General features: G+C 69.1%; 17 protein-coding genes. 14 read left to right on the forward strand and 3 right to left on the reverse strand.

From position 1 onward, the window contains the following. Positions 1-42: 42 nt before the first annotated feature. From KEG57_RS39345 to KEG57_RS39375, 7 genes are all read left to right on the forward strand, one after another. Complete coding sequence (locus KEG57_RS39345) at positions 43-1,518, forward strand: DUF2330 domain-containing protein (RefSeq protein WP_272459458.1); 1,476 nt, start codon at positions 43-45, stop codon at positions 1,516-1,518. A 124-nt stretch (positions 1,519-1,642) separates the two neighbouring features. Beyond that, the gene (locus KEG57_RS39350; RefSeq protein ID WP_272459459.1) at positions 1,643-4,201 is read left to right on the forward strand and encodes an alpha-amylase family glycosyl hydrolase; all 2,559 of its coding nucleotides are present in this window, start codon (positions 1,643-1,645) and stop codon (positions 4,199-4,201) included. A gap of 147 nt (positions 4,202-4,348) precedes the next feature. Beyond that, complete coding sequence (locus KEG57_RS39355) at positions 4,349-5,062, forward strand: hypothetical protein (protein ID WP_272425781.1); 714 nt, start codon at positions 4,349-4,351, stop codon at positions 5,060-5,062. Next, positions 5,059-5,481 carry a hypothetical protein gene (locus tag KEG57_RS39360; protein WP_272425782.1) on the forward strand — a complete coding sequence of 141 codons (423 nt, stop codon included), beginning with the start codon at positions 5,059-5,061 and terminating at the stop codon, positions 5,479-5,481. Before KEG57_RS39355 ends, KEG57_RS39360 begins: the two co-directional genes overlap by 4 nt. A gap of 153 nt (positions 5,482-5,634) precedes the next feature. Further along, positions 5,635-9,804, forward strand: coding sequence for a VIT domain-containing protein (locus tag KEG57_RS39365; protein ID WP_272425783.1), 4,170 nt, complete (start codon positions 5,635-5,637; stop codon positions 9,802-9,804). A 10-nt stretch (positions 9,805-9,814) separates the two neighbouring features. Then, positions 9,815-11,104, forward strand: a complete 1,290-nt coding sequence (locus tag KEG57_RS39370) for a hypothetical protein (protein ID WP_272459460.1) — start codon at positions 9,815-9,817, stop codon at positions 11,102-11,104. A gap of 96 nt (positions 11,105-11,200) precedes the next feature. Next, positions 11,201-12,088 carry a PAS domain-containing protein gene (locus KEG57_RS39375; protein ID WP_272459461.1) on the forward strand — a complete coding sequence of 296 codons (888 nt, stop codon included), beginning with the start codon at positions 11,201-11,203 and terminating at the stop codon, positions 12,086-12,088. A 130-nt stretch (positions 12,089-12,218) separates the two neighbouring features. On the opposite strand, the gene KEG57_RS39380 is transcribed toward KEG57_RS39375, so the two are convergent. Continuing rightward, positions 12,219-13,010, reverse strand: coding sequence for a DUF6261 family protein (locus KEG57_RS39380; RefSeq protein ID WP_272459462.1), 792 nt, complete (start codon positions 13,008-13,010; stop codon positions 12,219-12,221). 898 nt (positions 13,011-13,908) lie between these two features. Between KEG57_RS39380 and KEG57_RS39385 the strand changes: the two genes are divergently transcribed. The 3 genes from KEG57_RS39385 to KEG57_RS39395 are packed head-to-tail and all read left to right on the forward strand — an operon-like array spanning position 13,909 to position 18,661. Next, positions 13,909-15,354 carry a hypothetical protein gene (locus KEG57_RS39385; RefSeq protein ID WP_272425787.1) on the forward strand — a complete coding sequence of 482 codons (1,446 nt, stop codon included), beginning with the start codon at positions 13,909-13,911 and terminating at the stop codon, positions 15,352-15,354. Continuing rightward, positions 15,351-17,516 carry a hypothetical protein gene (locus tag KEG57_RS39390; RefSeq protein ID WP_272425788.1) on the forward strand — a complete coding sequence of 722 codons (2,166 nt, stop codon included), beginning with the start codon at positions 15,351-15,353 and terminating at the stop codon, positions 17,514-17,516. The genes KEG57_RS39385 and KEG57_RS39390 overlap by 4 nt, the downstream gene beginning before the upstream one ends. Before the next feature lie 59 nt (positions 17,517-17,575). Beyond that, the gene (locus tag KEG57_RS39395) at positions 17,576-18,661 is read left to right on the forward strand and encodes a hypothetical protein (RefSeq protein ID WP_272425789.1); all 1,086 of its coding nucleotides are present in this window, start codon (positions 17,576-17,578) and stop codon (positions 18,659-18,661) included. 119 nt (positions 18,662-18,780) lie between these two features. On the opposite strand, the gene KEG57_RS39400 is transcribed toward KEG57_RS39395, so the two are convergent. Together KEG57_RS39400 and KEG57_RS39405 are read right to left on the reverse strand one after the other, a co-directional pair. After that, positions 18,781-19,317, reverse strand: a complete 537-nt coding sequence (locus KEG57_RS39400) for an RNA polymerase sigma factor (RefSeq protein ID WP_272425790.1) — start codon at positions 19,315-19,317, stop codon at positions 18,781-18,783. A gap of 244 nt (positions 19,318-19,561) precedes the next feature. Further along, positions 19,562-19,891, reverse strand: a complete 330-nt coding sequence (locus tag KEG57_RS39405) for a four helix bundle protein (RefSeq protein WP_272425791.1) — start codon at positions 19,889-19,891, stop codon at positions 19,562-19,564. A 433-nt stretch (positions 19,892-20,324) separates the two neighbouring features. Between KEG57_RS39405 and KEG57_RS39410 the strand changes: the two genes are divergently transcribed. From KEG57_RS39410 to KEG57_RS39425, 4 genes are all read left to right on the forward strand, one after another. Continuing rightward, positions 20,325-21,074, forward strand: coding sequence for a TrmH family RNA methyltransferase (locus KEG57_RS39410; protein WP_272459464.1), 750 nt, complete (start codon positions 20,325-20,327; stop codon positions 21,072-21,074). A gap of 99 nt (positions 21,075-21,173) precedes the next feature. Further along, positions 21,174-23,204 (forward strand): serine/threonine protein kinase, encoded by a 2,031-nt coding sequence (locus tag KEG57_RS39415; RefSeq protein ID WP_272459465.1) that lies wholly within the window; start codon positions 21,174-21,176, stop codon positions 23,202-23,204. After that, positions 23,204-24,283, forward strand: a complete 1,080-nt coding sequence (locus KEG57_RS39420; protein ID WP_272459466.1) for a PEGA domain-containing protein — start codon at positions 23,204-23,206, stop codon at positions 24,281-24,283. Before KEG57_RS39415 ends, KEG57_RS39420 begins: the two co-directional genes overlap by 1 nt. After that, on the forward strand, positions 24,265-24,873 hold the full coding sequence (locus KEG57_RS39425) for a hypothetical protein (protein WP_272459467.1): 609 nt from the start codon (positions 24,265-24,267) through the stop codon (positions 24,871-24,873). The genes KEG57_RS39420 and KEG57_RS39425 overlap by 19 nt, the downstream gene beginning before the upstream one ends. The last annotated feature ends 105 nt before the right edge of the window (positions 24,874-24,978 follow it).

Raw genomic sequence — 24,978 nt, forward strand, 5'->3', positions numbered from 1 at the left:
AAACCGTGACAACGCGCCGCGGCCGTCGATACCCTGCACGGCATGCGCGCGGCGGGCGTCTTCGCGTGGGCCATCTTGACGGCGGCGGCCGCGTCGGCCGAAGCATTCTCGGGCTACTACTTCTACAACGACTCCCGGAGGGAGGAGGACGCGCCGATCACGAACAGCGCGACGACCTTGGTGATCGCGCGGCGCGGGACGCGCACCGTCGTCTCGATGCAAATGGACTACATCGAGTCGGCCGACATGCGCAACGTCGCGATGATCGTGCCCGTGCCGGCCACGTTCAAGCCCGACACGGTGAAGTGGCTCCCGAAGGACGTCTTCGAGCGGCTCGACGTGATCAGCGCGCCGCGGCTCGTCGAATCCTGGCAGCAGGATCCCTGCACCTACGCGGACATCGCCTCGATCGCGGCCCGCGACAAGGAGGGCAGCCCGAGCGCGCTGCCGGACGAGGGCTCCACGCGGCCGCGCGGCCAGGAGACCTCCCGGGTTCAGATCGACGCGCAATGGCGCGGCTCCTATGTCGAGGTCGTCGAGGCCTCCGAGCTGGAGTCTTGGATCCCGCGATGGGGGCATCACATCCCGGAGAACGTCGCGCCCGTGCTGCGCTCGTACAAGGAGGCCGGGTGGAAATTCTTCGTGGTGTCCATCGATCCCCGGAAGGACGAAATGCGGAACGGCCGCGTCGTGCTTCCGCCCATCCAGTTCGAATACGACGAAGAGACGGTGCGGCTGCCCTTGCGCGTCGGGCTCCTGAGCTCAGCGGGCACGCAGGACGTCGTGGTGCACGTGCTCGCGGAGGACAGATACGAGGCCGCGAATCACCCGAATTTCACGATTCCGACGAACGTGGAGGTCGACGGGTCGGCCCGCGCGCGCTTCGGCGAGTTCTATGCGTCGCTCTTCGACGCGACGCTCGACAAGAATCCCGGTGCGTTCGTGACCGAATACGCGTGGGACGCGGGGTCGTGTGATCCGTGTCCGGGGCCCATGCTTTCGCCCGAGGAAAAGCGATTGCTGGGCGCGCCGTCGGGGATGGTCGTGCATACGCGGCTTCATGCGCGTTATCGCAAGGAGGCGCTCGGGGAGGACCTCGTTTTGCGGGGCGCGCCGCCGATCCAGGGCGGGCGCGGCGGCGAGGGGCAGGCGTCGGTGCCCGCGGAGGTCAGCACATTTCAGGGGCGCTACGTTCTTCGCCATCGCTGGCAGGGCCCGGTGACGTGCCCGAGCCCCGATTTCGACATCTGGGGCGGGCCGCCGAGCGCGGACCTCGTGAGCGTGCGGCCGGCCGCGCCGTCGTCCGAGGTGGTGCGGGGGAAGGTCTATCTTTCAGCGATGTTGCGCGATTCCGTGCCTGCTGCCGGGATCGTATCGAAGCCGCGCCCGGACGGGGGCGGGGGAAAGCGATTCTTGCTCGGCTTCGGGCTCGGCGCGGGCGCGGGGCTCTTCGGTACGATCGGCGTGGTATTGGCGGTGACCCGAAGTCGGCGCGGTTCGCGCAGGAATTCGCCATAACACGAGCGTCCGATTCCTCGCTTGACATCCAGGTCGTGGATCGCATCATGAGCGACCGTCCGTGAATGCGGTGCGAAGGTGTATTCGCGGGTCCGGGACGGCTTCGACAGAACGGGAGATCACGATGAGACGATTTCTTGGTTATTCGGTCCTCGGTTCGTTCGCTTGCCTCCTCGCGATTGCTGCGGGGTGCGAAGGCGAGGATCTCAACACCGGCGGCACGGGCGGATCGGGGCTCAGCACGAATACGAGCAACGGCGGCGCGGGCGGCGGCACGGGCGGCGCGGGCGGGAGCATGCAAGAGAGCTTCGTGCGGATCCACTACCGGCTGCAGGACGGCGGTGATCCGAAGTCATGGGGCGTGCATTTCTGGGGCGCGGGCTCGACGTCGCCGGCGTGGGGATCGCCGCAGGTGTTCGACGGGACCGACGAGTTCGGCGTGTACACCGACGTGCGGGTGACCGTGACCGGCGAGGCGGACGACGCCTGGCTCGGGCTCATTCCCGTGCAATGCTCGAACGGCAATTGCAAGAAGGACGTCGAGACGGGGGTTCGTTTCACCGACCTCACGAAGAACGCGCAGGATCCGAACATCGCCGAGTGCTGGATCACGCAGGGCCAGGCGGTCTCCACGACGCCGCCGGCGGCGGGAGGGCCGGCGTACGAGATCTCGCGGCCGAAGGATTTCATCGACCTCGGCAATGGCAGCGTGCGGATGATGTTCCGCGTGGCGAAGGGCTCGACGGGTACGGTCGAGTACGGCGCGGCCGCGGGGACGCTCGACAAGAAGGCGACGTGGACGGCCGCGGACGACATCAACAAGAATGGCCTCGTGATCACGGGGCTGACGCCGGGCCAGGCCGTGTATTACAAGATCTCGACGGCGCTCGACGCGAATGGGCAGAAGCTCGAGGACACGTCGGACGTGCTCGATCTGACGCCGATCTCCTATTCGACGATCACGGACGCGGCCTCCTTTGCGTCGTGGGGCAGCAAGGGGATCATGTACCAGCTCATCGTGCGCACGTTCGCGGACGGCGGCGCGACGAAGGCGGTGGCCGATTCCGAGACGGAGAGCGGCATCGACGACACGAAGCGGGACGGCATCGGGGATCTCGTCGGTCTGCGCAAGGCGCTGCCGTACCTGGGGAGCCTCGGCGTCGAAGCGATCTGGATGACGCCGGTGTTCAAGGCGAAGAGCTACCACGGCTACGATACGACGGATTTCTACGACATCGATCCGTCGGTCGGTACGATGAAGGATTTCACCGATCTCACGCAGGCGGCGCACGACGCGGGGATCAAGATCATCCTCGATCTCGTGCAGAATCACGTGGCCGACGTGAACCCCTGGTTCATCGCGGGCTCGGATCCGAAGCACGCCGAATACGACAAGTACCACGACTGGTTCGTCTGGTCCGATCAGTATTCGAACATGCTGGCGGACGGGCACCCGTGGGACGGCTCGGCCGTGATGTGGGCATGCAAGAATTACCAGTGCTACCACCAGATCTTCGGCGGCCCGATGCCGGAGCTCAATTACCGCAACCCCGAGGTGCGCGCCGAGATGAAGAAGATCTCGGAGCACTGGATCCACCTCGGGGCGGACGGGTACCGGCTCGACGCGTCGAAGCACATCGACCAGTTCGACGACAACGCGAACATCTCGCTCGACAAGCACGGCACGCACGTGTGGTGGAAGGAATTCAACTATTTCGTCAAGAAAGACGTCGTGCGGCCCGCGGGCTCGGCCGCGGTGCTTCTGACGGGTGAGAATCGCTGGGACGATCCGGCGCAGTACGGAAAGATGCTGCCGTACGGCAGCGACATGGATTCGCAGTTCGACTTCCCGTTCCGCAGCATCGTCGGCAATTTCGTGAACGGGCAGACGGGCGACGCGGTCGATTTCGTGGGGTACGTGAAAAAGGTCCAGGCGGACCTCGCAGCTGGCGGCAATGGCGGCAGCCCGCACCATTACCTGCAACGGTTCCTGTCGAACCACGACCTCGAGCGGCCGGCGACGCAGTTCGAGGGCGCGGGCGCGGCGCTCGACGCGAAGCTGAAGCAGGCCGCGACGGTCGTGCTCACGCTGCCCGGCATGCCGGTCATCTATTACGGCGAGGAATTCGGCAAGAAGGGCAAGCGCGACAAGTACGTCGGGAACGAGGAGTGGGACCGCGACGAGTTCATCCGCGAGCCGATGAGCTGGTTCGAGACGAACGTGTTCGTCGGCGACAAGACGACGGGCTGGAACATCGACGTGGCGGCCACGAACGAGGCGAACAAGGACGCGCTGCCGTTCCCGGGCCTCGGCATCACGGTCGCGCCGAACCCGGATTATCCGTTCGTGAAGTTCATGTCGGAGCAGGAGCCGGCCTCGTGGGCCGCGCAGGATACCGACCCGTCGAGCCTCTTGAACCACTACCGGCAGATCACCGCGATCCGCAAGCAGCACGCGGTGTTCACGGACCTCGCCGCGACGATCACGCTCGTGAAGAACACGGCTGACGTCTACGAATACAAGCTCCAGAACGCCACGGAGACGATCACGGTCGTCCTGAGCCGCAAGTCGACGCCGCAGACGGTCACGCTGGCCGCCGCGGGGACGGAGCTCATCTCCGGCCTCACGGGCACGTCGTTCGAGGTGCCCGCGTACGGGGGGATCATCGTCCAGAGCAACTAAAAATGTGCCGATAGGAAAAACATGGGCCGCGCTTTTCGAGACAGGAAGGCGTGGCCCATGGCGTTTTCCTGCCCCGGCGCGCGGGGCTCGACGTCGAGCCGCGTATCGTGGTAGCGTCTCCTAGCTGGTTTGAAACCGTTCACCCTCATGGTACTGGTGGTGTTCGGGCTCGTCGTGGCGGCGGTCGCGGCGAGGTTGCTCGGGCTTGCGGCGCGTACGCACAAAGCTCCCGAGTTTTTGCTCGGTCTGTCGATGTTGCTTCCACTCGTGGGGTATTCGATCCAGGTGACGAGCGCGGTGACCCGAGGCGGCGTGCCCGCGCCGATGGCCGTGGAGATCGGCGGGCTCGTGGTCGATGCGGGATTTTTGGTCGTCGCGGGCTTCGTGTGGCTCGTCTTCCGCCGGGAAGAAGCCTGGGCCCAGGGGTTCGCGCTCTTGCTCGGGGCCGTGGGGCTCGCGATGCCCGTCGTGAACCACGTCGTCCCCTGGTCCAATGGATTGCCTTCGGCGCTCTGGCCACGCGCGGTCTTGCGGACGCTTTGTTATGGCTGGGCCGCCGTGGAGGCGCTCCGGTATGCGGTGCTCATGCGAAAACGCGTGCGTTTTGGGCTCGCGGAGCCGATCGTGGCCGATCGGTTCGGCCTCTGGGGCTTCGGGTATCTTTGCGCGGCGCTGATGCTCGACGGCCTGACCGCGGGCGGCGCGCTGCACGTGCAACAATCACGCTTCGCCGACGTTTTCCTCGTGGGCGGCGCGGCATTCGGGGTACCGGCCATGCTGGCGTTCGGATTGAGCTTTTTCCCGCCGGTCGCGTACGTGCGATACGTCGAGCGCCGCCTCGGCGCAGGGGCTGCGTCATGAGCGAGGGGTCGCGGGTCTTCGAGCGGGTCGCCGAGGAGCTCGAGCGGCTTACGAAGCTGAGCCGGCTGGAGGCGCGGGGGACGTTGCGGCTCGCGCTCCGGGAAGCAGGGTTTTTGCCGAAGAACGTGACGCCTCGCTCCATGATCGTGGTGCTCGAAAAGACGCTGCCCCCGGCGCTTTTGAAGCGCGGCGTGCGGGACGGCGGGACGATTTGTTACCAAATCGGGATCCTCGTTCGCGAGACGATGGGTATGGAATCGTCCGACGGGGAGACGCCGGAGCGGGTGTTTGCCCGGATCGGGCGCGCCACGATCCCGCCGTCCTCGCCGGGGCGGTCGTCGATGGTGCCGGATGTCACACGAACGCCGACGGGGCGCCTCTCCGCCGTGCCGCCGCCCGAAAAAAAGCCGGGGGTGTGATCGCCAAGGCGCCGTCGCAATCGGCGTCACGCGAGAAATCTTCCCGCCGCCGCGCGGACGGCGCGAACATGGACGACGCGGTCGGGGGATCATCGAGCGGGGTGTCAGCTCCGAGCCCCCAGGCCGTTCGGCCTTCGTCGGCTCCGGAGGACCATGACCCGCTCGCTGGATCGAATCAGGGCGCTCGCGAAGAATCACCCCCTGCCGCTGCGCGCGGCGATCGGTCTGCTCGTGCTCGTCGCGAGCCTTGTCGTGTTCATCAAGTCGCAGCGCGTGCCGCCGGTGCGCCCGGGCGTCGTCGACGCGCGGCTCGAGCTCGCTGCGGGCGAGGTGCGGCTCGTCGAGGCCGGCAAGGGGAGCACGGTGATCTCGGGCGCGCCGCTGCCCGCGGGCGCGGAGCTCGCGACCGGGACCGGGGCGCGGGCGCTCGTGCGGTTGTCGGATGGATCGTCCCTGTTTTTGCGGGGCGACGCGACCGTGCGTCTCCAGCCGGACGGCGCCGAGATCGTGGCCGGCGAGGTGTGGCTCGACGCGCCGCCGTCCGAGCGCGGCGGCCTCAAGCACAAGGCCGGGGACGCGACGATCGCCGCGGCGGACGCGGGGCTTTCGATCCGGCGCGCGGGCGCCGAGGTCGTGGTCGTGGTGACGCGTGGGCTCGCGGTGCTGACGGCGCCGGGCGGGCGCGTGGAGGTGAACGCCGGGGAGCAGGCGCAGGCGTCCGGGAATGACAAACCCAAGGTGAGCCCGGTGCTCTTCTGGGACGACTGGACCGGCGGCATGGGCGACGGTCGGCCGCTCGCGGGCGCGGGCAGCGGCGCGGGGCGGATTTACGGGGTGAGTCCGGGGCTTGCCGGCGAGAAGGCGAAGGTGCTCGAGGTCAGCCGCCAGTCGGTGCGGGCGGTGATCCGCGAGGGGCTCGCCGAGACGGAGGTCGATCAGACGTTCGGCAATCCGGGCGGCGGCGTGCTCGAGGGCTGGTACTGGTTCAGCGTGCCGGAGCGGGCGATCGTGACGTCGTTCGCGGTCGAGACGAACGGCGTGCTCGTCGAGGGCGAGGTGACCGAGCGCAAGGAGGCCGCCGCGAAGTACGCGACGGCCGTGGCGACGGGGAATTCGCCCGCGCTGCTCGAATGGATCGACGGGCGGACGTATCGCTCGCGGATCTACCCGATCCCGGCGTCGGGCTCGCGCCGCGTGGTGCTCAGGTACCTCGAGGTGTTGCCTTCGCAGGGCGGGAAGCTCGAGTACCTCTACCCGATGCGCGGCGAGGATCCGGCGCGGATCGGGGAGTTTTCCCTCGAGGTGGATCTCGGCGTGGCGGGCTCGAAGATGCGGATCGCGAGCCTCGCGGACGCGGTGGTCGAGGACGGCGGGCGGCGCGTGACGATGCGTCGGAGCGGGTATCTTCCGCGCGCGGACTTTCAGCTCGAAGCGGCGCCGATCCAGCCTGAAAAGCGGGTCGCGCTGACGGTCGGGCGGTTCGCCGCGGGCGCGGATCGGGCCGATTATGTGATGGCGCGCTACGTGCCGGACATCGACTGGGCCACGGTGCCCGAGCCGCCGGGGGACGTGGCGGTCGTGGTCGATACGTCGGCGTCGGGGGACGAGGCGGTGCGGCAGCAGAAGGCGGCCGCGGCGGAGGCGATCCTGCGGGCGCTGTCGCAGAAGGATCGGTTCGTGCTCATCGCGATCGATTCGGCGCCGACGGTGCTCTGGCCGAAGGACGGGCTTGCCGAGGCGACGGACAAGGAGATCGCGGCGGCCCTCGCGCGGCTCGCGGAGCACGCGTCGGGCGGCGCGACGGATCTCGGCGCGCTGTTCGACGCGGCGCTCGGGCGGCTGCACGGGACCGAGCAGCCGGCGGTGGTGTACATCGGCGACGGTTTGCCCACGTCGGGCGAGGTGAGCGGCGATCGGCTGTCGGAGCGGCTGCGGCGGAGTTTGTCCACGTCGCGGGCGCGGCTGTTCACGGTGGCCGTTGGGACACAAAGCAACGTGGGGCTCTTGCGCGAGCTTGCGCGGCAGGGTGGCGGGCAGAGCTTCCGCATCGATCGGATGGAGACGGCGACGAGCGAGGTCTTGCGGCTCGCGAGCGCGATCAAGACGCCGACGATCACGGAGCTCGCGATCGATCTCGGGGCCGGGCTCGACGAGGCGATGCTGACGGCGAGCGGGAAGGTGTCGCGCGGGGAGGAGGTGCTTCTGTTTGCCCGGACGCACCACGCGCTGCCGGCCGAGGCGACGGTGAAAGGTCGCGTGGGCGGGAAGGATTTTGCGAAGAGTTATCCGATCACGCTCGCGCAAGGGACGAGCACGTCGCTCGTGCCGCGGCTGTGGGCGGCGGAGAAGGTGCGGCGGCTGCTCGGCGAGGTGACGGATCCAGAGGAGCAGCGCGGCAAGATCGTGGAGATCGGGCTCGAATACGGGCTGATGACGCCGTTCACGAGCATCCTCGCGCTGGAGAGCGAGGCGGCGTATGCGCGGCAAGGGATCCGGCGGAGGTATTCGCCGCTGCGTGGCGTGCGGCTTTCGGCGCTCGATGCGCGCACGGAGCGGGCGCTGATGGATGCGGCGCTGAATCCGGCGCCCGCGGTCGCGATGGGGTGCAGCCTTCGCAGCAAGGAGGAGGCGCCGGCATCGGAGAGCGTGGCGGCCGCGCCCGCGCCGCTGGTGGTCGAAGACAAACCGGCGGACCAGCAGAACGAGACGCCCCCGGCGACGGCGATGGCGACCGCGGAGCCCGCGGAGCCCGAGCCCGCGGTCGCCGGCAACGCGCTCTCGCCTGCGAAGCCTGCGCCGGGCGGGGGAGGCGGGGCGTTCCGCGGGGCGGCGGAGCAGGAGGGGATCGAAGCGCTGGAGAAGACGGTCACGCGGTCGGCGGTGATCGGACCGGCGAACGGGGATCTGCCGGCGCTCAAGGAGAAGGTTCACGCGCCCGAGGCGCCGCCGCCGCCCCCGACGCCCACGGCGACGTCCACGTTCGACGCGACGAAAAAACTCCCGGCAGCGCCGAGCCCGCGTGTGAGTCACATCCTGCCGCCCACGCCGTGCAGCGACGTCGCGCGGAGGCCACTCGCGGATCGCATCGTGATGTGGTCGAAGCGGCTGCGCGGCGAGATCGATGGCAAGACGCTCGTGTCGCGGTACCAGGCCGCGCGCGGCGCGTGCGAGATCCCGGACTGGCGCGCCGAGCAAGCGCTGCTCGACCTGCTCCAGCGCAAGGCCCGCACCGAGGATGCCGTGACCACGCTGCTCGCGCACTTCGAGTCGGCGCCCGACACGCGCGCGTACGTGGCGCAGGCGATCCTGCGTCGCTCGGTCGATCCGAGGATCGCCGCGTCCGTACGGCGCACGTTGTTCGGCGAGAAGATCGCCTGGGAGCAGGTGGACGCGGAGCTCGCCGCGATCGACGGTGTGGACGCGAAGCTCGCGAAGTTGCGCGAGCGGATGCTGGTCGCGCCGGGGGATCCCGAGGGCGATCTGCGGGTCGTGCGGCTGCTCGCGGAGGCGGGCAAGAAGGACGACGCGCTCGCGCAAGGAAGGCGTCTGCGCGACCGCGGCTTCATGAGCCCCGACCTCGCGCTCGCGCTCGGCGACGTGCTCGCGGCGCAGGGGTTTCAGGACGAGGCGCTCCGCACGTACTCGGAGATCGTGGAGTTCGACCCGCAGAGCGCCGAGTCGCGGCGGCTGCTCGGTGATGTGTTCCTGCGGCACGGCTGGTACGGCGCGGCGTACCGGCAATACAAGACGCTCACGGATCTGCCGGCCGCGGACGCGCCGAGCTTCTTGCGCCTGGCGCTGGCCGCCTCGGGCAGCGGGCGCGTGGACGAGGCGCTGCGTCTGGAGCGGCAGGTCGCGTCGGCCGAGGGGACGCCGGGGCCGCGGGATCCGCGGCTCTGGGCGCGACTCTGGGCCGCGGCGCATCTCGGGCGGCTCCTCGAAGGCGAGGGCAAACCCGTGGAGCCGGGTCTCGCCGATGGGTTGTCGCGGAAGCTCAAGGAGCTGTCGCTCTTCAGCGGCCCGAGCGCGCTCGCGATCCTCACGTGGGAGGATCTCGATACGGAGCTCGGGCTCGTCGGGAAAGACGGCGCGGTCGAGGCGACGCTGACGGAGGTCTCGGACGCGGCGTCGATCGGGATCTCGGCGGTGGAGCTGCCGCTTGGCGACGAGGCGCGTCTCGCGTTTCTGGCGCGCTTCCGCAAGGCGAGCCCGGGGCGCGACGTGCCCGTCACGCTGCACGCGATCGCGTGGGACGGGAAGGCGTTTCGTGTGACGATCCGGAAGGCGAAGCTCGGCGCGAAGGACACGGAGGTCACGCTCTGAGGAGAGGCGCATGATCGAGATCACCTTTCTCGGGCAGCTCGTCGCGACGCTCGCGGGCGTGGTGGCGTTCGTCTCGCTGCTCTTCGTGCTCGCGGCGAGTGCGTACGTGTTCGCGGCGGCCGCGCAGGGGCTCGAAGGGCTCGCCGCGCCGCGCGGGGTGCTGCCCGAGGTCGTCGCGGGCCGCGCGCGTGTTCTGCGTGCGATCGCCACGATCCTCGGCGTGATCACGTTCGCCTTCGTGATCGCGACGTCGACCGTCGGAGGCACGCTCGGGACGATCACGTTCGCCGTGGCGCTCGGCGCGCTCTCGCGAGGAGGGGCGCTCGCGCTGTCGATGCTCGCGATGCGAACGGCCGCGAAGCGCGAAGGCGCGCGCGTCGTGCAAGCGAAGGCGCTCGCGGCGGCGCGGGCGCGGGAGACGGCGAAGCTCGAAGCGACGGCGAAGAAGCGGCTCGCCGGCGAGGATCTGCGCGCGGAGCTTTCGGCCGCGGACGACGCGCTCACGAGGCTACGCGAGGCGCTCGGGACGCTCGTGGATACACGCGCGGCGCTCGGGCAGAAGCTTCAGACGGTGAACGGCACGGGCGAGACGCGGCTCGCGCCGGAGGTCGCGCGGCTCCGGGACGAGCTCACGTTGCGGATCGAGCTCGGGGAACGTGTGCTCGCGGCGGCGGAGGCCGCGGCGTTCCGGCTCGCGTGCGCGATGCCGATCAAGAAGCTCGTGCGCAAGCGGCCCGCGGAGATCGCGGGGCTCGATCCGGCCGCGTCGGGGGATCCGGAGGCGCGGCTCGCGGCGGCGACGGCGGGGATCGATGGGTATCTCGTGGCGATCGCCGAGGCGCGCGCCGAGCTCGAAGAGGTCGCGACGCGGCGGCCCACGGTCCCGCCGACGGCCCCGGACGCGGACGAGGATGACGAGGACGACGACGGGCGCCCGAAGGATCCGCTGGCCCACGCGCGGGCGGATCTCGAGGTGATCGAGTCGGCGTATCGATCGCTGCGGGAGCGCGCGGAGCTGACGCGGCTCGGGCTGCAAGCGCAGAAGGGCCTCGCCGCCGTGGCGAGCGCGGCGGGCGTGGTGTCGAAGCAGGTGCAGGCGTTCGGGCTCGACGAGCGGGAGCTCGGCCTCTTGCTGGACGACGTCGCGCGGGCCGAGCGGGTGTCGTCGATCGAGCCGCCGGTGCGCGACGGGGATCTGCGGGTGCTGGTGGAGGCGCTGTCGCGCGGGACGAGCGCGCTCGACCGGGATGACCGGGCGTCGCTGGGAGGGGTCGTCGCGGCGCTGCGTTCGATTGGGTGAGTTGGGACTCGCTCGGAGGGGGCCATCAGACCCGCGATGGGTCCTGCGCTACCCGCTCGATCCGCGTGGGGCTGGACAACGTGTACCGCCTGCGAGATGTACGAAATCATGTCGGAGCGGTGCGGCCAGGACGAACAGGTATCGCTGCGGGAGGAGGTAGAGCGGCTACGCGCGCGGCTTGCGGCAGCCGAGAGGGAGCTCACCGCCGTGCGCGCCGCCGAGACGGAGCTCCGGGCCATGTTCACGGCCATGACGGACGTGGTGATCGTCATGAACGCGGAGGGGCGGTACCTGAAGATCGCGCCCACCGGGCCGGATCTCCTCTACAAGCCGAGCGACGATCTCCTCGGCAGGACGCTCGACGAGGTGATGCCGCCGGAGATGGCGGCCTTCTTCCTGTCGCACGTCAGCGCGTCGCTTGCGCAGAACGCCCTCGTCACGATGGAGTACAGCTTGCCGATCGGCGATCGGGAGGTCTTCTTCAGCGCCAACATCACGCCGATGTCGGACGACGTGGTGATCGTCGTGGCGCGCGACATCACCGATCGCAAGCGCGCCGAGCAAGCCCTCGCCGAGGGGATGCGCCGGCAGGCGGTGATCGACGCGCAGGAGGTGGCGCTGTCCGCGTTGTCGACGCCGCTCATCCCCGTCACCGACGAGATCGTGGTGATGCCGCTCATCGGCGTGCTCGACGCGCAGCGCGTGCAGCAGGTCATGGAGACGCTGCTCCGAGGCGTCACCGAGCGGAGCGCGCGCACGGCCATCCTCGACATCACCGGCATCTCGGTGGTCGACACGCAGGTGGCCGACGCGTTCGTCCGGGCCGCCCGCGCGGTGCAGCTCCTCGGCGCGAAGGTGATCCTCACCGGCGTCCGCCGAGACGTCGCGCAGACGCTGGTCGAGATCCAGGCCGACCTCGGCGGCATCGTCACACGCAGCACGGTCCAGAGCGGGATCGCCTTCGCGATGGCCGCGTCGTACTGATGCCGTGATCGCGGCGCTGCGGTCGATCGGGCGCGTTCGAACTGGCAAGGCGGGCGACAGAACCCGGAACGGGGTTCGCGAGGCCGCGGACGAGCGCGCGGTAGCGTTCGTACGGGTCGGGAAAGGGCTGTCAAGGGGTTTGCGACTCGCCCTCCACCGGCGGCGTTTGCTCGATCTCGCCAGTCTCCGGGTTCACGTCCTCGATGGGCTTGCGGTCGCGTAGGTAGCGCCGGATCGCCTCGTTCTGAACGAGAATGGGCGAAAGGAGCGCGCCGCGCGCCTTCCGATCCGCCTCGCTGTCCGAGGGATACTTGCCGAGGATTATGGCCACGGCCTGAAGCATGAGGGATTGCCCCTTCGTGCGCGCGTCCTTCACCTGGGCGAACGTCAACTGCCCGGGCCCCTCGATGGCGGCGCGGTACTTCGCCTCGAGGTCCTTGAGCCGCGCTACCTGTCGCGTGAGGCCGAGCTCGGTCACGAGCGCCTTGTAATCGGGCTCGTCGACGCGCGACAGAATGCGCTGGACCTCGGCCAGCTCCTCCACGAACGGGAGGGACGTGACGGCGCCCGCGCCCTTCGGGAGCAGGACCGCGAGCATCTTTTGCGCCGCCTCCGCGAGCGGATCGCCCTCCGCGGAGGCCCGGATCTGCGCATCGGTGCCGTCGCGGAACGCGGTGATCGCGGCGTCCACGTAGATATCGATCTGCTTGGCCTCCGGCGAATAGGTCGTGGGCTTGCGAGCCACCCACTTCGCCTCCAGAGCGCGCGTCTCCATGTCGTGCGTGATCGCCGCGTCCACGTGCTTGGCGATATCCACGAGCGATGCGGCGACGGCGGCCTTTCGCACCTGGAAGAGGGCGAAGAGGCGGCGGCCGGTCGAGAAGGTGTAGAAGTTGAAGAGGGACGCGAGGACGGGATCCATGCGGGCGGTCCTTTCGAGAGTCGAGCCTCGGCGCGGGAGGTCGTGCGACACCGCGCATGCTGCCCGAGGCGCGACGAGGAAGGCAAGGGCGTTCGTCGAGCGGGACCTGGGCGTGAGCGCGGAAGGAGGCGGGGCTCGCGGGGCGTGACGTGGGCCCCGGTGAAGGAGGGCGAAGGGGTTTTCGTTTGGAACACGCGCGCGGGGGAAAGTGGCCGCGGGGGTCTTCGTTTGGAACACGCGCGCGAAGGAAAGTAACCGCGGGGGTCTCCGCGTCACGCTCGGCCCGCGCGCGAGGAGGTATGCGACCTCGACGATCGCGACGCGAGCGCCGATCGATGAGGCTTTGGACCTCCTCACTCGTCATGCGGGTCGCGATGCAAGAGCCTTTGGACCTCCTCACTCGTCATGCGGGTCGCGATGAAAGAGCCCTCCGCCCTCGTGCGTCCGCGTCGACGCGCGAGACGAAGAGGAGCGCGACCTCCAAGGTCGAGGCTCACGTCGCGCGTCTTTCGGACCGAGAGCGGCGCTCGCCGGGTTCGGATCGGCGCTTTCGAGGGGCGAGGGCTTCGAAGTTCGCGCGTGAGAACGAGACGGCGAGGTGCGGGACCATCTTTGTTCGCGAGCGAGAACGAAACGACGAGGGCGCGGGGGTCCCGGATCGGCGGTCGGGTGAGGTGCGACAGGGGGCGCGGGCGTCTCGGCTGGGGGGTCGACCGGGGGACGGGGTGGGGGCGAGGGTCGGCAGAGGGGGTCCGACCTGGGAGGAGGTAGGGGCCGGGGCATGCGGCACGAGGCTCGACCCCGGACAGACAACGTCCGAGCACCCGCGATTTGTCTTGCCCGACCCGTTCGTCCCGCTGATAGATAGGCCACAGCTCATCGCAGGAGGGGTTTCCAGATGAGGCGAGGGGATTTTCTCGTCGCGGCGCTCGTCGTCGCGGCGCCGGGCGTCGTGTTGCCTGGGTGTTTGTGGTCGTTCGGGGAGGACGAAGGACAGGGCCGCATTTGCGCGGCGCCGGCGGAAGGCGGCGAGTATTGCGTCTCGTCGGGCGAGGGGCCCGCGAGCGCGTGGAACCAAGCGGCGGCGCGTGGATCCCGGCCCATCCAGATGTGGGCCAGGCGTCCGGAGGGGATGACGCTCGACACGCTGGTGACGAGCCCGCGCGATATGGATCGGTGGCTCGGGGATATCGATCAGGCCCTCGGGTATGTGCGCGCCGAGGAGCGGTGCGCGGAGTCCTACAAAGCGAGCATGGCGCCGGGGCCGCTGAGGAATGCGCTCGGGTCGGCGCGCATCCGGCAAAATGAAATCCTCGCGGAAGAGCCGATCGACGCCGTGGGGAGGTTCAAGGAGGCCCTCGCGTCGAAGGGCGCAGCCGAGAAGGACCCGCTCGTCGCGGAGATCGCCGCGGATAAGCTTTCCATGAGCGCCGTGCAGGGGGTGCTCGATCAGGTGACGCTCGATGTCGGGCCGCTCTCGGTAGCCTATGCGGATCTCGCGGCGGACTTCGCGGTGTATCGGAAGACGGAGTCCGGGGAGATGGATACGTACACGAAGCTCGCGGCGAAGGCGTCGACGGCGACCGTGACCGAGCTCGACGCGATCGAGACGGCGATCCTCGAAGCGGCGCATGACGCGAGCGCGGCGCCGCAAGAGATGGTGCTGCGGGCGATGAAGCTCTCGGCGGAGGTCACCCAATTCGAGGTCACGTCGCAGGAGGCGCTTGCTCCGCATGCGGACTTCATGACCACGCATGGCGCGGCGAATCCGGACATGACCTCCGGGGCGCAGCGCTCGATGAATGCGATGCTCGGGTACGTCGAGCTGCGCATTCGCCGAAGCGATCGGGCAGCCATGGCGCTCCTCTTCGGGATCGCCATGCGCAGGCAAGCGCTGCAATTGCTCGACGAGAGCCAAGCCGTGCGGGACACGGTGGCGGAGGCGAAGATCGCGAAGGCGGAGGCGACGTTTCACGAGAGCGCGGAGGCGCAGGTGCTCGCGTTCGAGAAGGCGCCGCCCCTAGGCGTGAAGCTATCGCTCCCGTACCTCGCGAAGCGATACGACGAGGTCACGGCCTTCTTGCAGATGCGCCCGCTCTGCGAGTTGCCCTCGTCATCGTGGCGTGAGGCCGGCTGCGCGGCGATGCGCCCGCATTTCAAGGCGGCGGCGACGTACCGCGCGACGACGTTGCCGGGGCTCGTCCAGACGGGGCTTTCGACGATGAAGGCGCAAGGCGTGGGCGGCACGCTGCTCGACGCGGCGGCGGCGAAGCTCGCCGCGGGGGATGTGAAAGGGGCTGCCGTTTTGCATGATGCCGCATTGCGCGGCGCGGAGGGGACATGAGTCGCTTGCTTGTTTGCTGGATCGTGGTGTTCGCGCTTCTCGTGCCTGCGCATGCGCGGGCAGGCACGCCGTACAGCGTGCACTGGGAGATGCTCCAGGAGAGCAACTCTTGCGAGGATGCCCGGCTCAACGCCCCCGGCGGTGCATATTTCCACGCGAACCGGATGCCGCTCGCGACCTTCGAGGTCCCGGGCGCCTACGTGTCGATCCCGAACGGCCCGAAGAGCAACGTGGCGGAGGCTCCGTTCGACTCTGTGCTCCTCCGCATGGGCACGAACGAATTCACCTTCGGCGTCCAGAACGCCATGGGCAACGATACCTGCGTTCACCAGCAGAATTTCGTGACCCTCGTCTCGATCCCGCTCGGGATCCAAAAGCCGCTCTTCAACGTCCGGCGTGACGGGACGGCCTTCAGCGGCAGTACGCAGGTCGGGCTCTCGCTTTCGGAGATCAATCCGCCGCTCGCGCGGGACGTCGCGAACCTGGAGGTCGAGATCGCGGCCGAGCGAAAGTGGCTCATCGAGAACGCGGCGAAGGCCGCGAACCTCGCGGAACGGCTCGACCTGCTCCAGCAGCTCGATACGGAGCTGCATGATCTCGTGTCCCGGCCGCTCGACGAGATCAGCGAGATCGACCTCGACGCGATTTTGGAGCGCTACGGAGACGTGGTCGACGAGGCCACGCGGGCCGCGCTGGAGCAGCTTCTCGCGGACCTGAAGAAGAGCGTGCAGGATTTGAAGGACGAGCTCGCGAGCCTGCTCGAACATTTCGGCGCGCAGGCGGATGCGGTGGCGGACCTCGTGACGGGGGAGGCGCGGGCGGCCGGGTTTTCGCCGGATGATCCGTTCGAGTATTCGCTGACGTCGTCGGAGGTGCCGTGGGTCGAGGTGCCCGACGTCTCGGGCGCAGCGGGGGCGTTCGAGCCGGGGAAGGATCCTTATGCGGGGTATGCGGACGCCGTGATTGAAGCGCTGTCGCAGGATGTGCAGGGCGGGAAGGTGATCCTGCGCGGGGACTTCGTGACGAACGTGCGGGCGTGGCGATCGAATACGGCGGCGATCGAGAAGGCGCTGGCCGCGCGGGTGAGTGTTTCGCAGGCGGAGACGAGCGCGTTCTTGCAGGCGCAGATTCGCGTCACGGGTTTCGTGCGGCAGTACATGGATGCGTCGGATTGGTTTCTGGATTCGCCGATCCCCGCGGATGTCCGAGCGCAGGTGGATGGCGTTCTGAAGAATGCTTTCGCCGAGATGGCGGAGCAGATGAAGGAGAGCCTCAATGTGTGGGAGGCGATCGCGCTCGGGCCGGAGCAGGGTTCCTTCATCGAGACGGTGCGGGCGTTCGCGGGGGCGATGTCGTTCGTCGGGGAAGGGGCCGCAGCTTATGCGGAGGTGATGCAGACGCTGGTGCATGCGTCGTCCCGCATTGCGATCGGGTTCGTGCCGTATGCAGGGCCGGCGCTCGATTTGTGCGAGGCGGTGACGGGGAAGCTCTTGTGTTTGCCCGGGGGGAAGGATCTGTCCACGGAGGAGCGGGTCGGCTCGGCGGTGGGCTTCGGGTTCGGGCAGATCATGAAGGCTTGGGCCGGGATCAAGGCGGCCGGGGTCAAGCCGGGGGCGAAGATTGTCGCGGCTGGCGTGCTGAACCTCGGGGAGGAGTTTACCCAGGCGTTGCGGGCGAGTAAGATCGACGTGTGGAAGGGTCTGCGCCATGCGGTGACGAAGCAGCCGATGGATGACTTCGAGAAGATGGCGGGGCTCTACTTGATGAAGAGCGAGGGACGGGGGATGATTGGCGTGGGCGATGACGGGGTGCGGTCGGCGATCGGGATCCCGAAGGGAGGAAACGGCGTCCCCGAAGGTGTCGCCCAAGCACCGGACTTCCTCACGGTGACGAAGGAGAACCTGCTGGTGGTGAGCGAGGCGAAGGGCGGCGGCGTGAAGGGCCACGAGGTGGTCAGTCAACTGGCGAACGCCATGAAGAAGCTGAAGGAGCTGAACCTCGACGGCAGTGTCACGCACCTCGAGCTCATCATGAAGAAGGGGGCGAAGATGAGCAATCCGAATTATGGGGTCGTCGATGACGTCCTCGTGAGCTACTTGGACGACGCGGCCGGCAAGCCGAAGCTCATCGAAGGCCAAATCATCCGGGTGATCCAGCTATGAGCTGCGACGGCCCGCACTTCTTTGCGTGGTGCGACCAAACGGCCAGGGTCGACGCCTTCGTGGCGGCCCTAGCCGCGCTCGGTGGCGATGCACTCGCGGTGTATCTGGAGGCGCGCGGTGTCGATGAGACACACGAGTATATTTCGCTCGAGGAGGCGCGGAGGCTCGTGCGGGCCCACCTCAGCAAAGACATGGCGCAGGCGTCGTTTTATGTCGGCAGGCCGTTCCGTGTAGGGCGGTGGACCTGCAACCTGAGCGTCGACGTTCGCGGGGAGGCGTATAAGGGCTCCGTGTACCACATCCCGATGAGCATATGGGGGGATGATCGCGATGAATTCTTTCTGCGTCGCGAGCCCCACCGCCTCGGAATGGGGCCGCATTCCGCGTCGGTCGAGGCGGCGGCCATGGCGATCGACACGGAAGGCGACGTGGAGGATCTTCTCCTCGGCCTCTGCGCGCCGGACGCAGGGCTCGTGACGTTCGGCGCGTGCTGCGATTGGTGGCCGTGGCGGGCGCCGTTGGAGAGCAACGCGACGTACCACGCCAATGCCGCAGGCGTCGCGCGCGACCTCGCCCTCTCATGGGTTCACGTCCACGACGGGTACAAGATTGGGTATATCGCGGAGCTCTCCCTCGACGAGCTCGCCGCGCGCGTCGAAACCGCCCCCGAAGGCGCGCGCATCGGGGTCGCGACCTTGGTCGACGGCGTGCGGATGCACGGCAAGGATGATGATGAAGCGAGCTTGGACGACCCCAGGCGACGCCACTTCTCCCCGCTGGCACGCAAGGGTGCGCGACCCATCGGACCCGGTGACGAGATGCTGACCCGCGAGCAGGTCTTGCGGGCCATTGCGACGCCGCCGAGTGCGCTGCTCGAGGCCCTCGAAGCGTCGGCGGCAGCCTTGCGCGACGACGAATGGCGCGCGGCCGAGCCGCTCGCCCGGAAGGCGATCCATGCGAGGACGGAGGGGGCGCCCACGCGGGAGATCACTGTCACCGAGAGACACGAGCGCTTCATCGAGCAGCACGCCCCCTACCACGTTCGCAGGCTCCCGAATGGAGGCGTCCTCCTCGCGACGCATCCCTTCCGGACGCTCTGGCAACTCTGGTCGGATGCGCTGCGATTGCTCGGGATTCGTACGTAGGGAGGGGAGTGGGAGAGGAAGCAGGAGCGGGAGCGGGAGCGGAAGCGGGAGCGGGAGCGGGAGCGGGAGCGGGAGCGGGAGCGGGAGCGGGAGCGGGAGCGGGAGCGGGAGCGGGAGCGTCAGACGGGGGCGCAGTGCGCGAGGCGGTTCCGGGCCAGTTGCAGGCGGGCGTAGGCGGTCTTCAGCCGGATCCCGAGCGTGCGGGCAATCTCCGGCATCGAGCGGCCTTCGATTTCGTAAGCGACGAGCACGGGGGCGAGCTTTGCCCCGAGCTTTGGGAGGGCCCTCCAGAGGAGGCGGGTCGCGTCCATGGCCTGCGTCACCTGCGGATGGACCGCGGGCTCGGGCAGCTCGGCGACGAACGCCTCCGTCCGGTGCCGCGCGAGCTTGCAATGGTTCGCGGCGATATAACCGGCGACCGTGTAGAGCCACGCTCGCGCCTGCCTGTCCCAAACCATGGAGTCACGCCGTCGCCACGCGACCACGAAGACCTCCTGCGTGAGGTCGTCCGCTTCCCGCTCCGGGACGCCACGCTTGAGGAGGACGGAACGAACGAAGCCCCAGCATTCGCGGTAAAACTGCGCGAAGGATGCCTCCGGGGAGGGAAAGGTTACCGGTTTCTTGGCGGATTCAGGGCAGACCTCTAGATTGGTCACAGCTTGTGAACTCCAGTCGAGTTGGGGTTTGCGGGTCAGACGCCGGTCGGTGTTCCTGCACCGGCTGGCGTCGCTTGCTTTTGTCTCATGAATCGTGGGGGAAGGCAATCACGAAAGGTGGAGATTGGTTCGTCGGGGGAGAACCTGCGATCCATAGGGAATAGGACGAGGAGCACCGCAATGGGGGCTGTGATCCCGGCGGAACGGGCGGGCCGCCCGTGGAGAGGACGGCCCGCCCTTCGTTTCACGATGCGCGGCGGTAGACGAGGCGGCCGAGGGTGGCGATGACGTGGTCCATTCGGTCGAGCGCGCGTCCATCGACGCTACCGATATAACGCATGGCCTGGGCGACTTGGACGCATGCCAGCACCTCCCGTGCCGAGCCGAGGGCGGAGGCGTAGCGCTGCCGCTTCGTACCGGCGTGATTGCCCATTCCCTCGGCGAGATTCAAGGCGACGCTATGCATGGCCCTGCGCAGTTGCCGAGCCAGGTCCGAGTCCCTCCGTTCGATCTGCTCCGCAATACCGGCCGCGTCCCCGGCCATGGCCAAGACGACCTCGTAGATTCGCAACACGACGAAACCTCCTTCCCGACGACCCGTTCGCCGGGACCCTGGTCCCGCACCGTCGCGCGCAGGTCTCTGCAAGACTGCGAAGCACCGCGCGGAGCCACCCGCAGCCACGCGAAGCGTGGCGAGGATGGCGAGCACGGCCTGGTCTTGCAGAGACCGAGCACGACGGTAAGCTCGCCGTCCCCGAGCGGGCTCCCCTGCGTCCCCGTCGCCCTCGCTCCCGCTTCCGCTCCCGCTTCCGCTTCCGCTTCCGCTCCCGCTCCCGCTCCCGCTCCCGCTCCCGCTCCCGCTCCCGCTCCCGCTCCCGCTCCCGCTCCCGCTTCCGCTTCCGCTTCCGCTCCCGCTCCCGCTTCCGCTCCCGCTCCCGCTCCCGCTTCCGCTCCCGCTCCCGCTCCCGTTTCCGCCTCCTCGTCCCCCGTGCTATCCCCGCCCCGCGATGCGTCGCAGGACCCCTCATGCCATCCAGGTCGAGCTCGCGCAGAAGCGGCTCCTCGCCCGGCTCGCCGGCCTCGATCACGCCGCGATCGTCCGCGTGCTCGGCCCCTTCCTCACGCCCGAACGACAGGCCCGCTTCGACGCGGTCTTCTCCTCGCGCCTCGGCTCCGTCACCGTCCTGATGGACGCGCCGTACGACCCGCACAACGGCGCCGCCGTCCTCCGGTCCTGTGACGCGTTCGGCGTCCAGCGCCTCCACGTCGTCGAGCGCGGCGGCATCTCGTTCCTCGCGGCCCGCCAGGTCGCGCGTGGCTCCGAGCAGTGGGTCCACGTCCGCACGTACCCGACGAGCCAAGCGGCGCTCGACGTCCTCGCCGTCTCCGGCCACGAGCTCGTCGCGACGCATCCGCAAGGTGAGCTCGCGCCCGAGGATCTTCGTTCGATCCCGAAGGTCTGCCTCGTGCTCGGCAACGAGCGCGACGGCATCCACCAGGAGCTCGTCGCCGCCTGCAAGCGCAGCGTCCGCGTCCCCATGCGTGGCTTCGTCGAGAGCCTCAACGTGAGCGTCACCGGCGCGATCCTCCTCCAGCATGCGACCTCGGGCCGGCCCGGCGATCTCTCCGAGGACGAGCAACGCGCGCTCCAGGCCCGCGCGATGATCCTCACGATCGACCACGCCGCCGAGATCCTCCTCGCGAACGGGATTTCACTCGGAGAGGACGCGCTCGGGTTCGAAGAAGCGGCGGGCTGACGCGCGGGAAATTTCCGCCTCGCTTGCCCCTTCCGGCGAAAGTCGATAGCCTCTCCGGAACGACGATTGTCGGCTGCTTTCGATCGTCCGGGAGTCCTCGTGCCTGCTCCGCCTGCGCCGCCGAAACCGCCTGCGCCGCCTCGCGCGGCTCCCCCTGCGCCCGGCGCGATCGCGCGCCCTTCCGCGCCGCCTCCCAGGCCGGCCGCCGGAACGGTGCCGATGCCCGTGCACCCCGGCCCCGCGGCAAACCCCGCGCCGTCGCCGCCCGTGTTCGCAGACGCGCCCATGCCCTCCGCCGTCGCGACGGTGCCGTTCCCGAGCCCCATCGACGCGGCCGCGCCCGCCGCGCCTCCGCAACCGCGCCCTGCCGCCGGTGCGCCCGCGCCGCGTCCCGCCGCCGGTGCGCCGGCCGTGCCCGAAGGCGTCGGCGAAGCGGTGAACCCGCAGCAAGGTGATCTCCAGCCCGGCCTCGTGATCCAGAGCCGCTATCGCATCGAGAAGCTCATCGGTCGCGGCGGCATGGGCGCGGTGTACGCGGTTCGTCACCTCAACACGGGCGAGATCTGCGCGCTCAAGCTCCTGCATCCGTCGGTCGCGAACAACCCCGGCGCCGTCGAGCGCTTCCGCACCGAGGCGCGCGCGCCCGTCAGCATCGGCAGCGAGCACGTCGTGCGCGTGATCGACGCCGATGTCGCGCCCGAGATCGGCGGCGTGCCGTTCATCGTGATGGAGCTCCTCAAGGGCCGCGATCTCGGCTCGGAGCTCAAGCAACGCGGCGCGCTGCCCGCGGGCGAGGTCGTCGTGTACCTGAAGCAGGTCGCGCGCGTCCTCGACAAGGCGCACGCGCTCGGCATCGTGCACCGCGATCTCAAGCCGGCGAACCTCATCGTCACGCAACGCGAGGACGGCACGCCGCTCGTGAAGATCCTCGACTTCGGCATCGCGAAGCTCGTCGATCAGAGCGACGCGAAAGAGCTCACGCAGGACGGCGCGATCTTCGGCACGCCCTGGTACATGTCGCCCGAGCAGGCCCGCGGGCACGCCTCGAAGGTCGGCCCCGCCGCGGATCTCTGGGCGCTCGGGCTCATCGCGTATCGCCTGCTCACCGGGAAAAACTACTGGTCCGCCGAGGGCATGGCCGCGCTCATCGGGCAGATCCTTTACGAGCCGATGGTCCCGCCGAGCACGATGTCGCCGCACCTCGGGCCACGCTTCGACGCGTGGTTTTCCCGAGCCTGCGCGCGTGAGGCCGAGCAGCGGTATTCGAACGCGACCGAGCAGATCCTGGCGCTCGCGCAAGCGCTGCAGGTGAACTACGCGGCGCAGCCGACGAACCTCGACATGCCGAACCCGGCGGACCTCTCCGCCTCGGCGCAGGTGCGTCAAGCGCTGCAAGGCGTGCCGATGTACGGCATGAGCGTGGCGGGAGGCTCGATCCCGCCGGGCATGCCCATCCCGGGGACGAGCATTCCGGCCGCCGGTCTCTCGCAAGCGGGCATGCCGCTGCCGCCCGGCGTGAACCCCGCGGCGATCTCGCACGCGGGCGCCACGGCCGCGCAGCTCGCGGCGATGGGCATGTCGCAGTCGGGCGCGCCGATCCCGCGCATGACGATCCCGCCGGGGACGACGGGCGCGCCGCTCTACTCGACGCAGGCCCCCGCGACGCCGGTCGCGAAGCCGAAGCTCGGCGCCATCGTCGCGGGCGCCTTCCTCGCGTTCGGCGTCGCAGGCGCGGTTGGGCTCTTCCTCTTGCTGAACGGCAAAGGCGCGCAGAACCCGGCTCCCGCCGTGCAGGCGACCGCGGCGCAGACCGCGGCACCAACGGCTGAACCCGCGCCGCCGCCGGTCGCGCCGCCTCCCGCGCCCACGCCCACGCCCACGACCGAGCCAGCGGCCACAGCCGCGCCAACGGCCGAGCCTGCGCCGACGGCCGAGCCCGACGATCTGGAGATCGAACCCGCGACCACGGCCGAACCCTCGGCCGCGGCCACGGCCGCGCCCACGACGACGGCGACGACCAAGTCCACGGCCGGCGCGGTGGCCGCCACCACGGCGACGACGAAGACGGGCACCGTAAAACCGAAGGCTTCTAGTACCGTCGCGCCGAAGGTCGGTAACATCAAGTTCTGATGAACGAGCTCTGCCGGCGTTCACTCGCCTTTGCCTTCGTCGCCTTCGTTGGTCTCGCCGCGCCCTCGCTCTCGCGGGCGGCCGATGCGCAGACGTCGCAGGCCCAGATCCAGCTCGCGCGCCAGGCCGCGTCGGAGGGGCTCGCCGCGTATCGCGCGGGCCAGTTCGACAAGGCGCTGAACCTCTTCGAGCAGGCGAAGGCGCTTTATCCGAGCGCGCAGATCGTCCGCATGATCGGCTACTCGCTGCTCGCGCTCGAGAAATGGATGCCCGCGGCCGAGGCCATGGAAGCCGCGCTCGTCTCGGACGTCGCGCCCCTGTCCGACGAGGACAAGACCGACGTCAAGGAGCAGCTCGCGAAGGCGATGGCGCACATCGGCGTGCTCAACGTGACGTCGAAGGTGCCCGGCGCGAAGCTCGTGGTCGACGATCAGCCGGCCGCGAATCTGCCGCTCGCAAAGCCTGTGTGGCTCTCGCCCGGCAAGCACAAGATCGTCGTGAGCGCGCCGGATCACGAGGACGAGGTGCAGGAGATCGAGCTCGAAGGCGGCAAACCCCTCGAGCTCTCGATCGATCCGAAGGAGCTCAAAAAAGAGGCGCCGCCGCCGCCACCTCCTCCGCCGCCGCCTCCGCCCGCGCGGAAGAACTGGATCCCGCAGCAACGCCTGATCGGGCTTGTGGCGACGGGCGTGGGCGCGGGGCTCGGGCTCGGTACGCTCGGCGCGAGCCTCGCGTCGATCCACCTGCGCAACAACGTCGCGCGCGACATCCAGATCCACGAGCGGATGTACGGGACGAACTGCAGCCGCGGGGACGTCTCGTTCTGTCAGCTCGATCGTGATCTCATCGCGGCGGACGGGCGCGATGCGAACACGATGCGTGATCTCAGCGTGGGCCTCGGCATCAGCGCGCTCGTGCTCGGCGCCGGAGGCATCGTGCTGACGATCTTCGCGGTGCCGGAAGAGCCCGCGAAGCCCAAGGATGAAGCTCCGCCCACAGCTCAAAAAGGCGCGGGCATCCGCTCGTTCGCCTGCGGTCCGCTCGGCGGTTTCGGCGTCTCATGCGCAGGCACGTTCTGACCGTCCGGCATGGCCTCGCCGCGCTCGCGCTTCTGTTCGCGGCGCCGGCGTGCATCGAGGTGCCCCCGCCGCCGCCGAAGGACGCGCTCAAGGTCGTCGACGTGAAGGCGAGCGAGGGCGTGGTCCTCGAGACCGCGTGCGTGCCGACGGGCATCGAGACGTGCTTCGACGCCCGCGACGACAACTGCAACGGCGTCATCGACGAGGGCTGCGGGCTGCACACGGGGATCTTGCAGTTCGCGATCGCGTGGGAGGCCGTCGAGGCGGACGTGGACCTCAACGTCTACGATGTCGGCGGCGAGCTCGCGCGGGTCGGGGAGCCGACCTCGACGGGCCTCGTGAAGGACCGCGATTGCCCGCAGTCCGAGAACGAGTGCCAGGGCCAGAACGTGGAGAACGTCTACCTGTCCGAGGGAGAGCCGAAGCGCGGGCGGTATCGCGTGGTGATCCGCCTCGACAAGCTCAACGGCGCGGCCGCGCCGGTGCGGGTGCGCCTCGGCGCGCGCGTGGGGCAGCGGCCGTTCAGCATGGTCGTCGAGCTCGCGCCGGGCGCGGGCACGGAAGAGAAGTCGTTCGAGTTCACACTTTGATGCGGGCGCGCGATCACGCGCCGCATTTCGTTTGACGCGCGGCATCGCTCGGGTTGACGCGCGGCCATTTGGCCACCTACAACAGGGTCCGTTTCCCTGGGAGAA

This window comes from Polyangium jinanense, assembly GCF_028435365.1.

What these genes read in the sequence shown, in the direction of transcription:
- KEG57_RS39360 (WP_272425782.1), top strand. Translation starts at nt 5,059, where the DNA reads ATGAGCGAGGGGTCGCGGGTCTTCGAGCGGGTCGCCGAGGAGCTCGAG.
- KEG57_RS39380 (WP_272459462.1), bottom strand. Translation starts at nt 13,010, where the DNA reads ATGGATCCCGTCCTCGCGTCCCTCTTCAACTTCTACACCTTCTCGACC.
- KEG57_RS39420 (WP_272459466.1), top strand. Translation starts at nt 23,204, where the DNA reads ATGAACGAGCTCTGCCGGCGTTCACTCGCCTTTGCCTTCGTCGCCTTC.
- KEG57_RS39345 (WP_272459458.1), top strand. Translation starts at nt 43, where the DNA reads ATGCGCGCGGCGGGCGTCTTCGCGTGGGCCATCTTGACGGCGGCGGCC.
- KEG57_RS39370 (WP_272459460.1), top strand. Translation starts at nt 9,815, where the DNA reads ATGATCGAGATCACCTTTCTCGGGCAGCTCGTCGCGACGCTCGCGGGC.
- KEG57_RS39385 (WP_272425787.1), top strand. Translation starts at nt 13,909, where the DNA reads ATGAGGCGAGGGGATTTTCTCGTCGCGGCGCTCGTCGTCGCGGCGCCG.
- KEG57_RS39350 (WP_272459459.1), top strand. Translation starts at nt 1,643, where the DNA reads ATGAGACGATTTCTTGGTTATTCGGTCCTCGGTTCGTTCGCTTGCCTC.
- KEG57_RS39365 (WP_272425783.1), top strand. Translation starts at nt 5,635, where the DNA reads ATGACCCGCTCGCTGGATCGAATCAGGGCGCTCGCGAAGAATCACCCC.
- KEG57_RS39355 (WP_272425781.1), top strand. Translation starts at nt 4,349, where the DNA reads ATGGTACTGGTGGTGTTCGGGCTCGTCGTGGCGGCGGTCGCGGCGAGG.
- KEG57_RS39375 (WP_272459461.1), top strand. Translation starts at nt 11,201, where the DNA reads ATGTACGAAATCATGTCGGAGCGGTGCGGCCAGGACGAACAGGTATCG.
- KEG57_RS39410 (WP_272459464.1), top strand. Translation starts at nt 20,325, where the DNA reads ATGCGTCGCAGGACCCCTCATGCCATCCAGGTCGAGCTCGCGCAGAAG.
- KEG57_RS39425 (WP_272459467.1), top strand. Translation starts at nt 24,265, where the DNA reads ATGCGCAGGCACGTTCTGACCGTCCGGCATGGCCTCGCCGCGCTCGCG.
- KEG57_RS39390 (WP_272425788.1), top strand. Translation starts at nt 15,351, where the DNA reads ATGAGTCGCTTGCTTGTTTGCTGGATCGTGGTGTTCGCGCTTCTCGTG.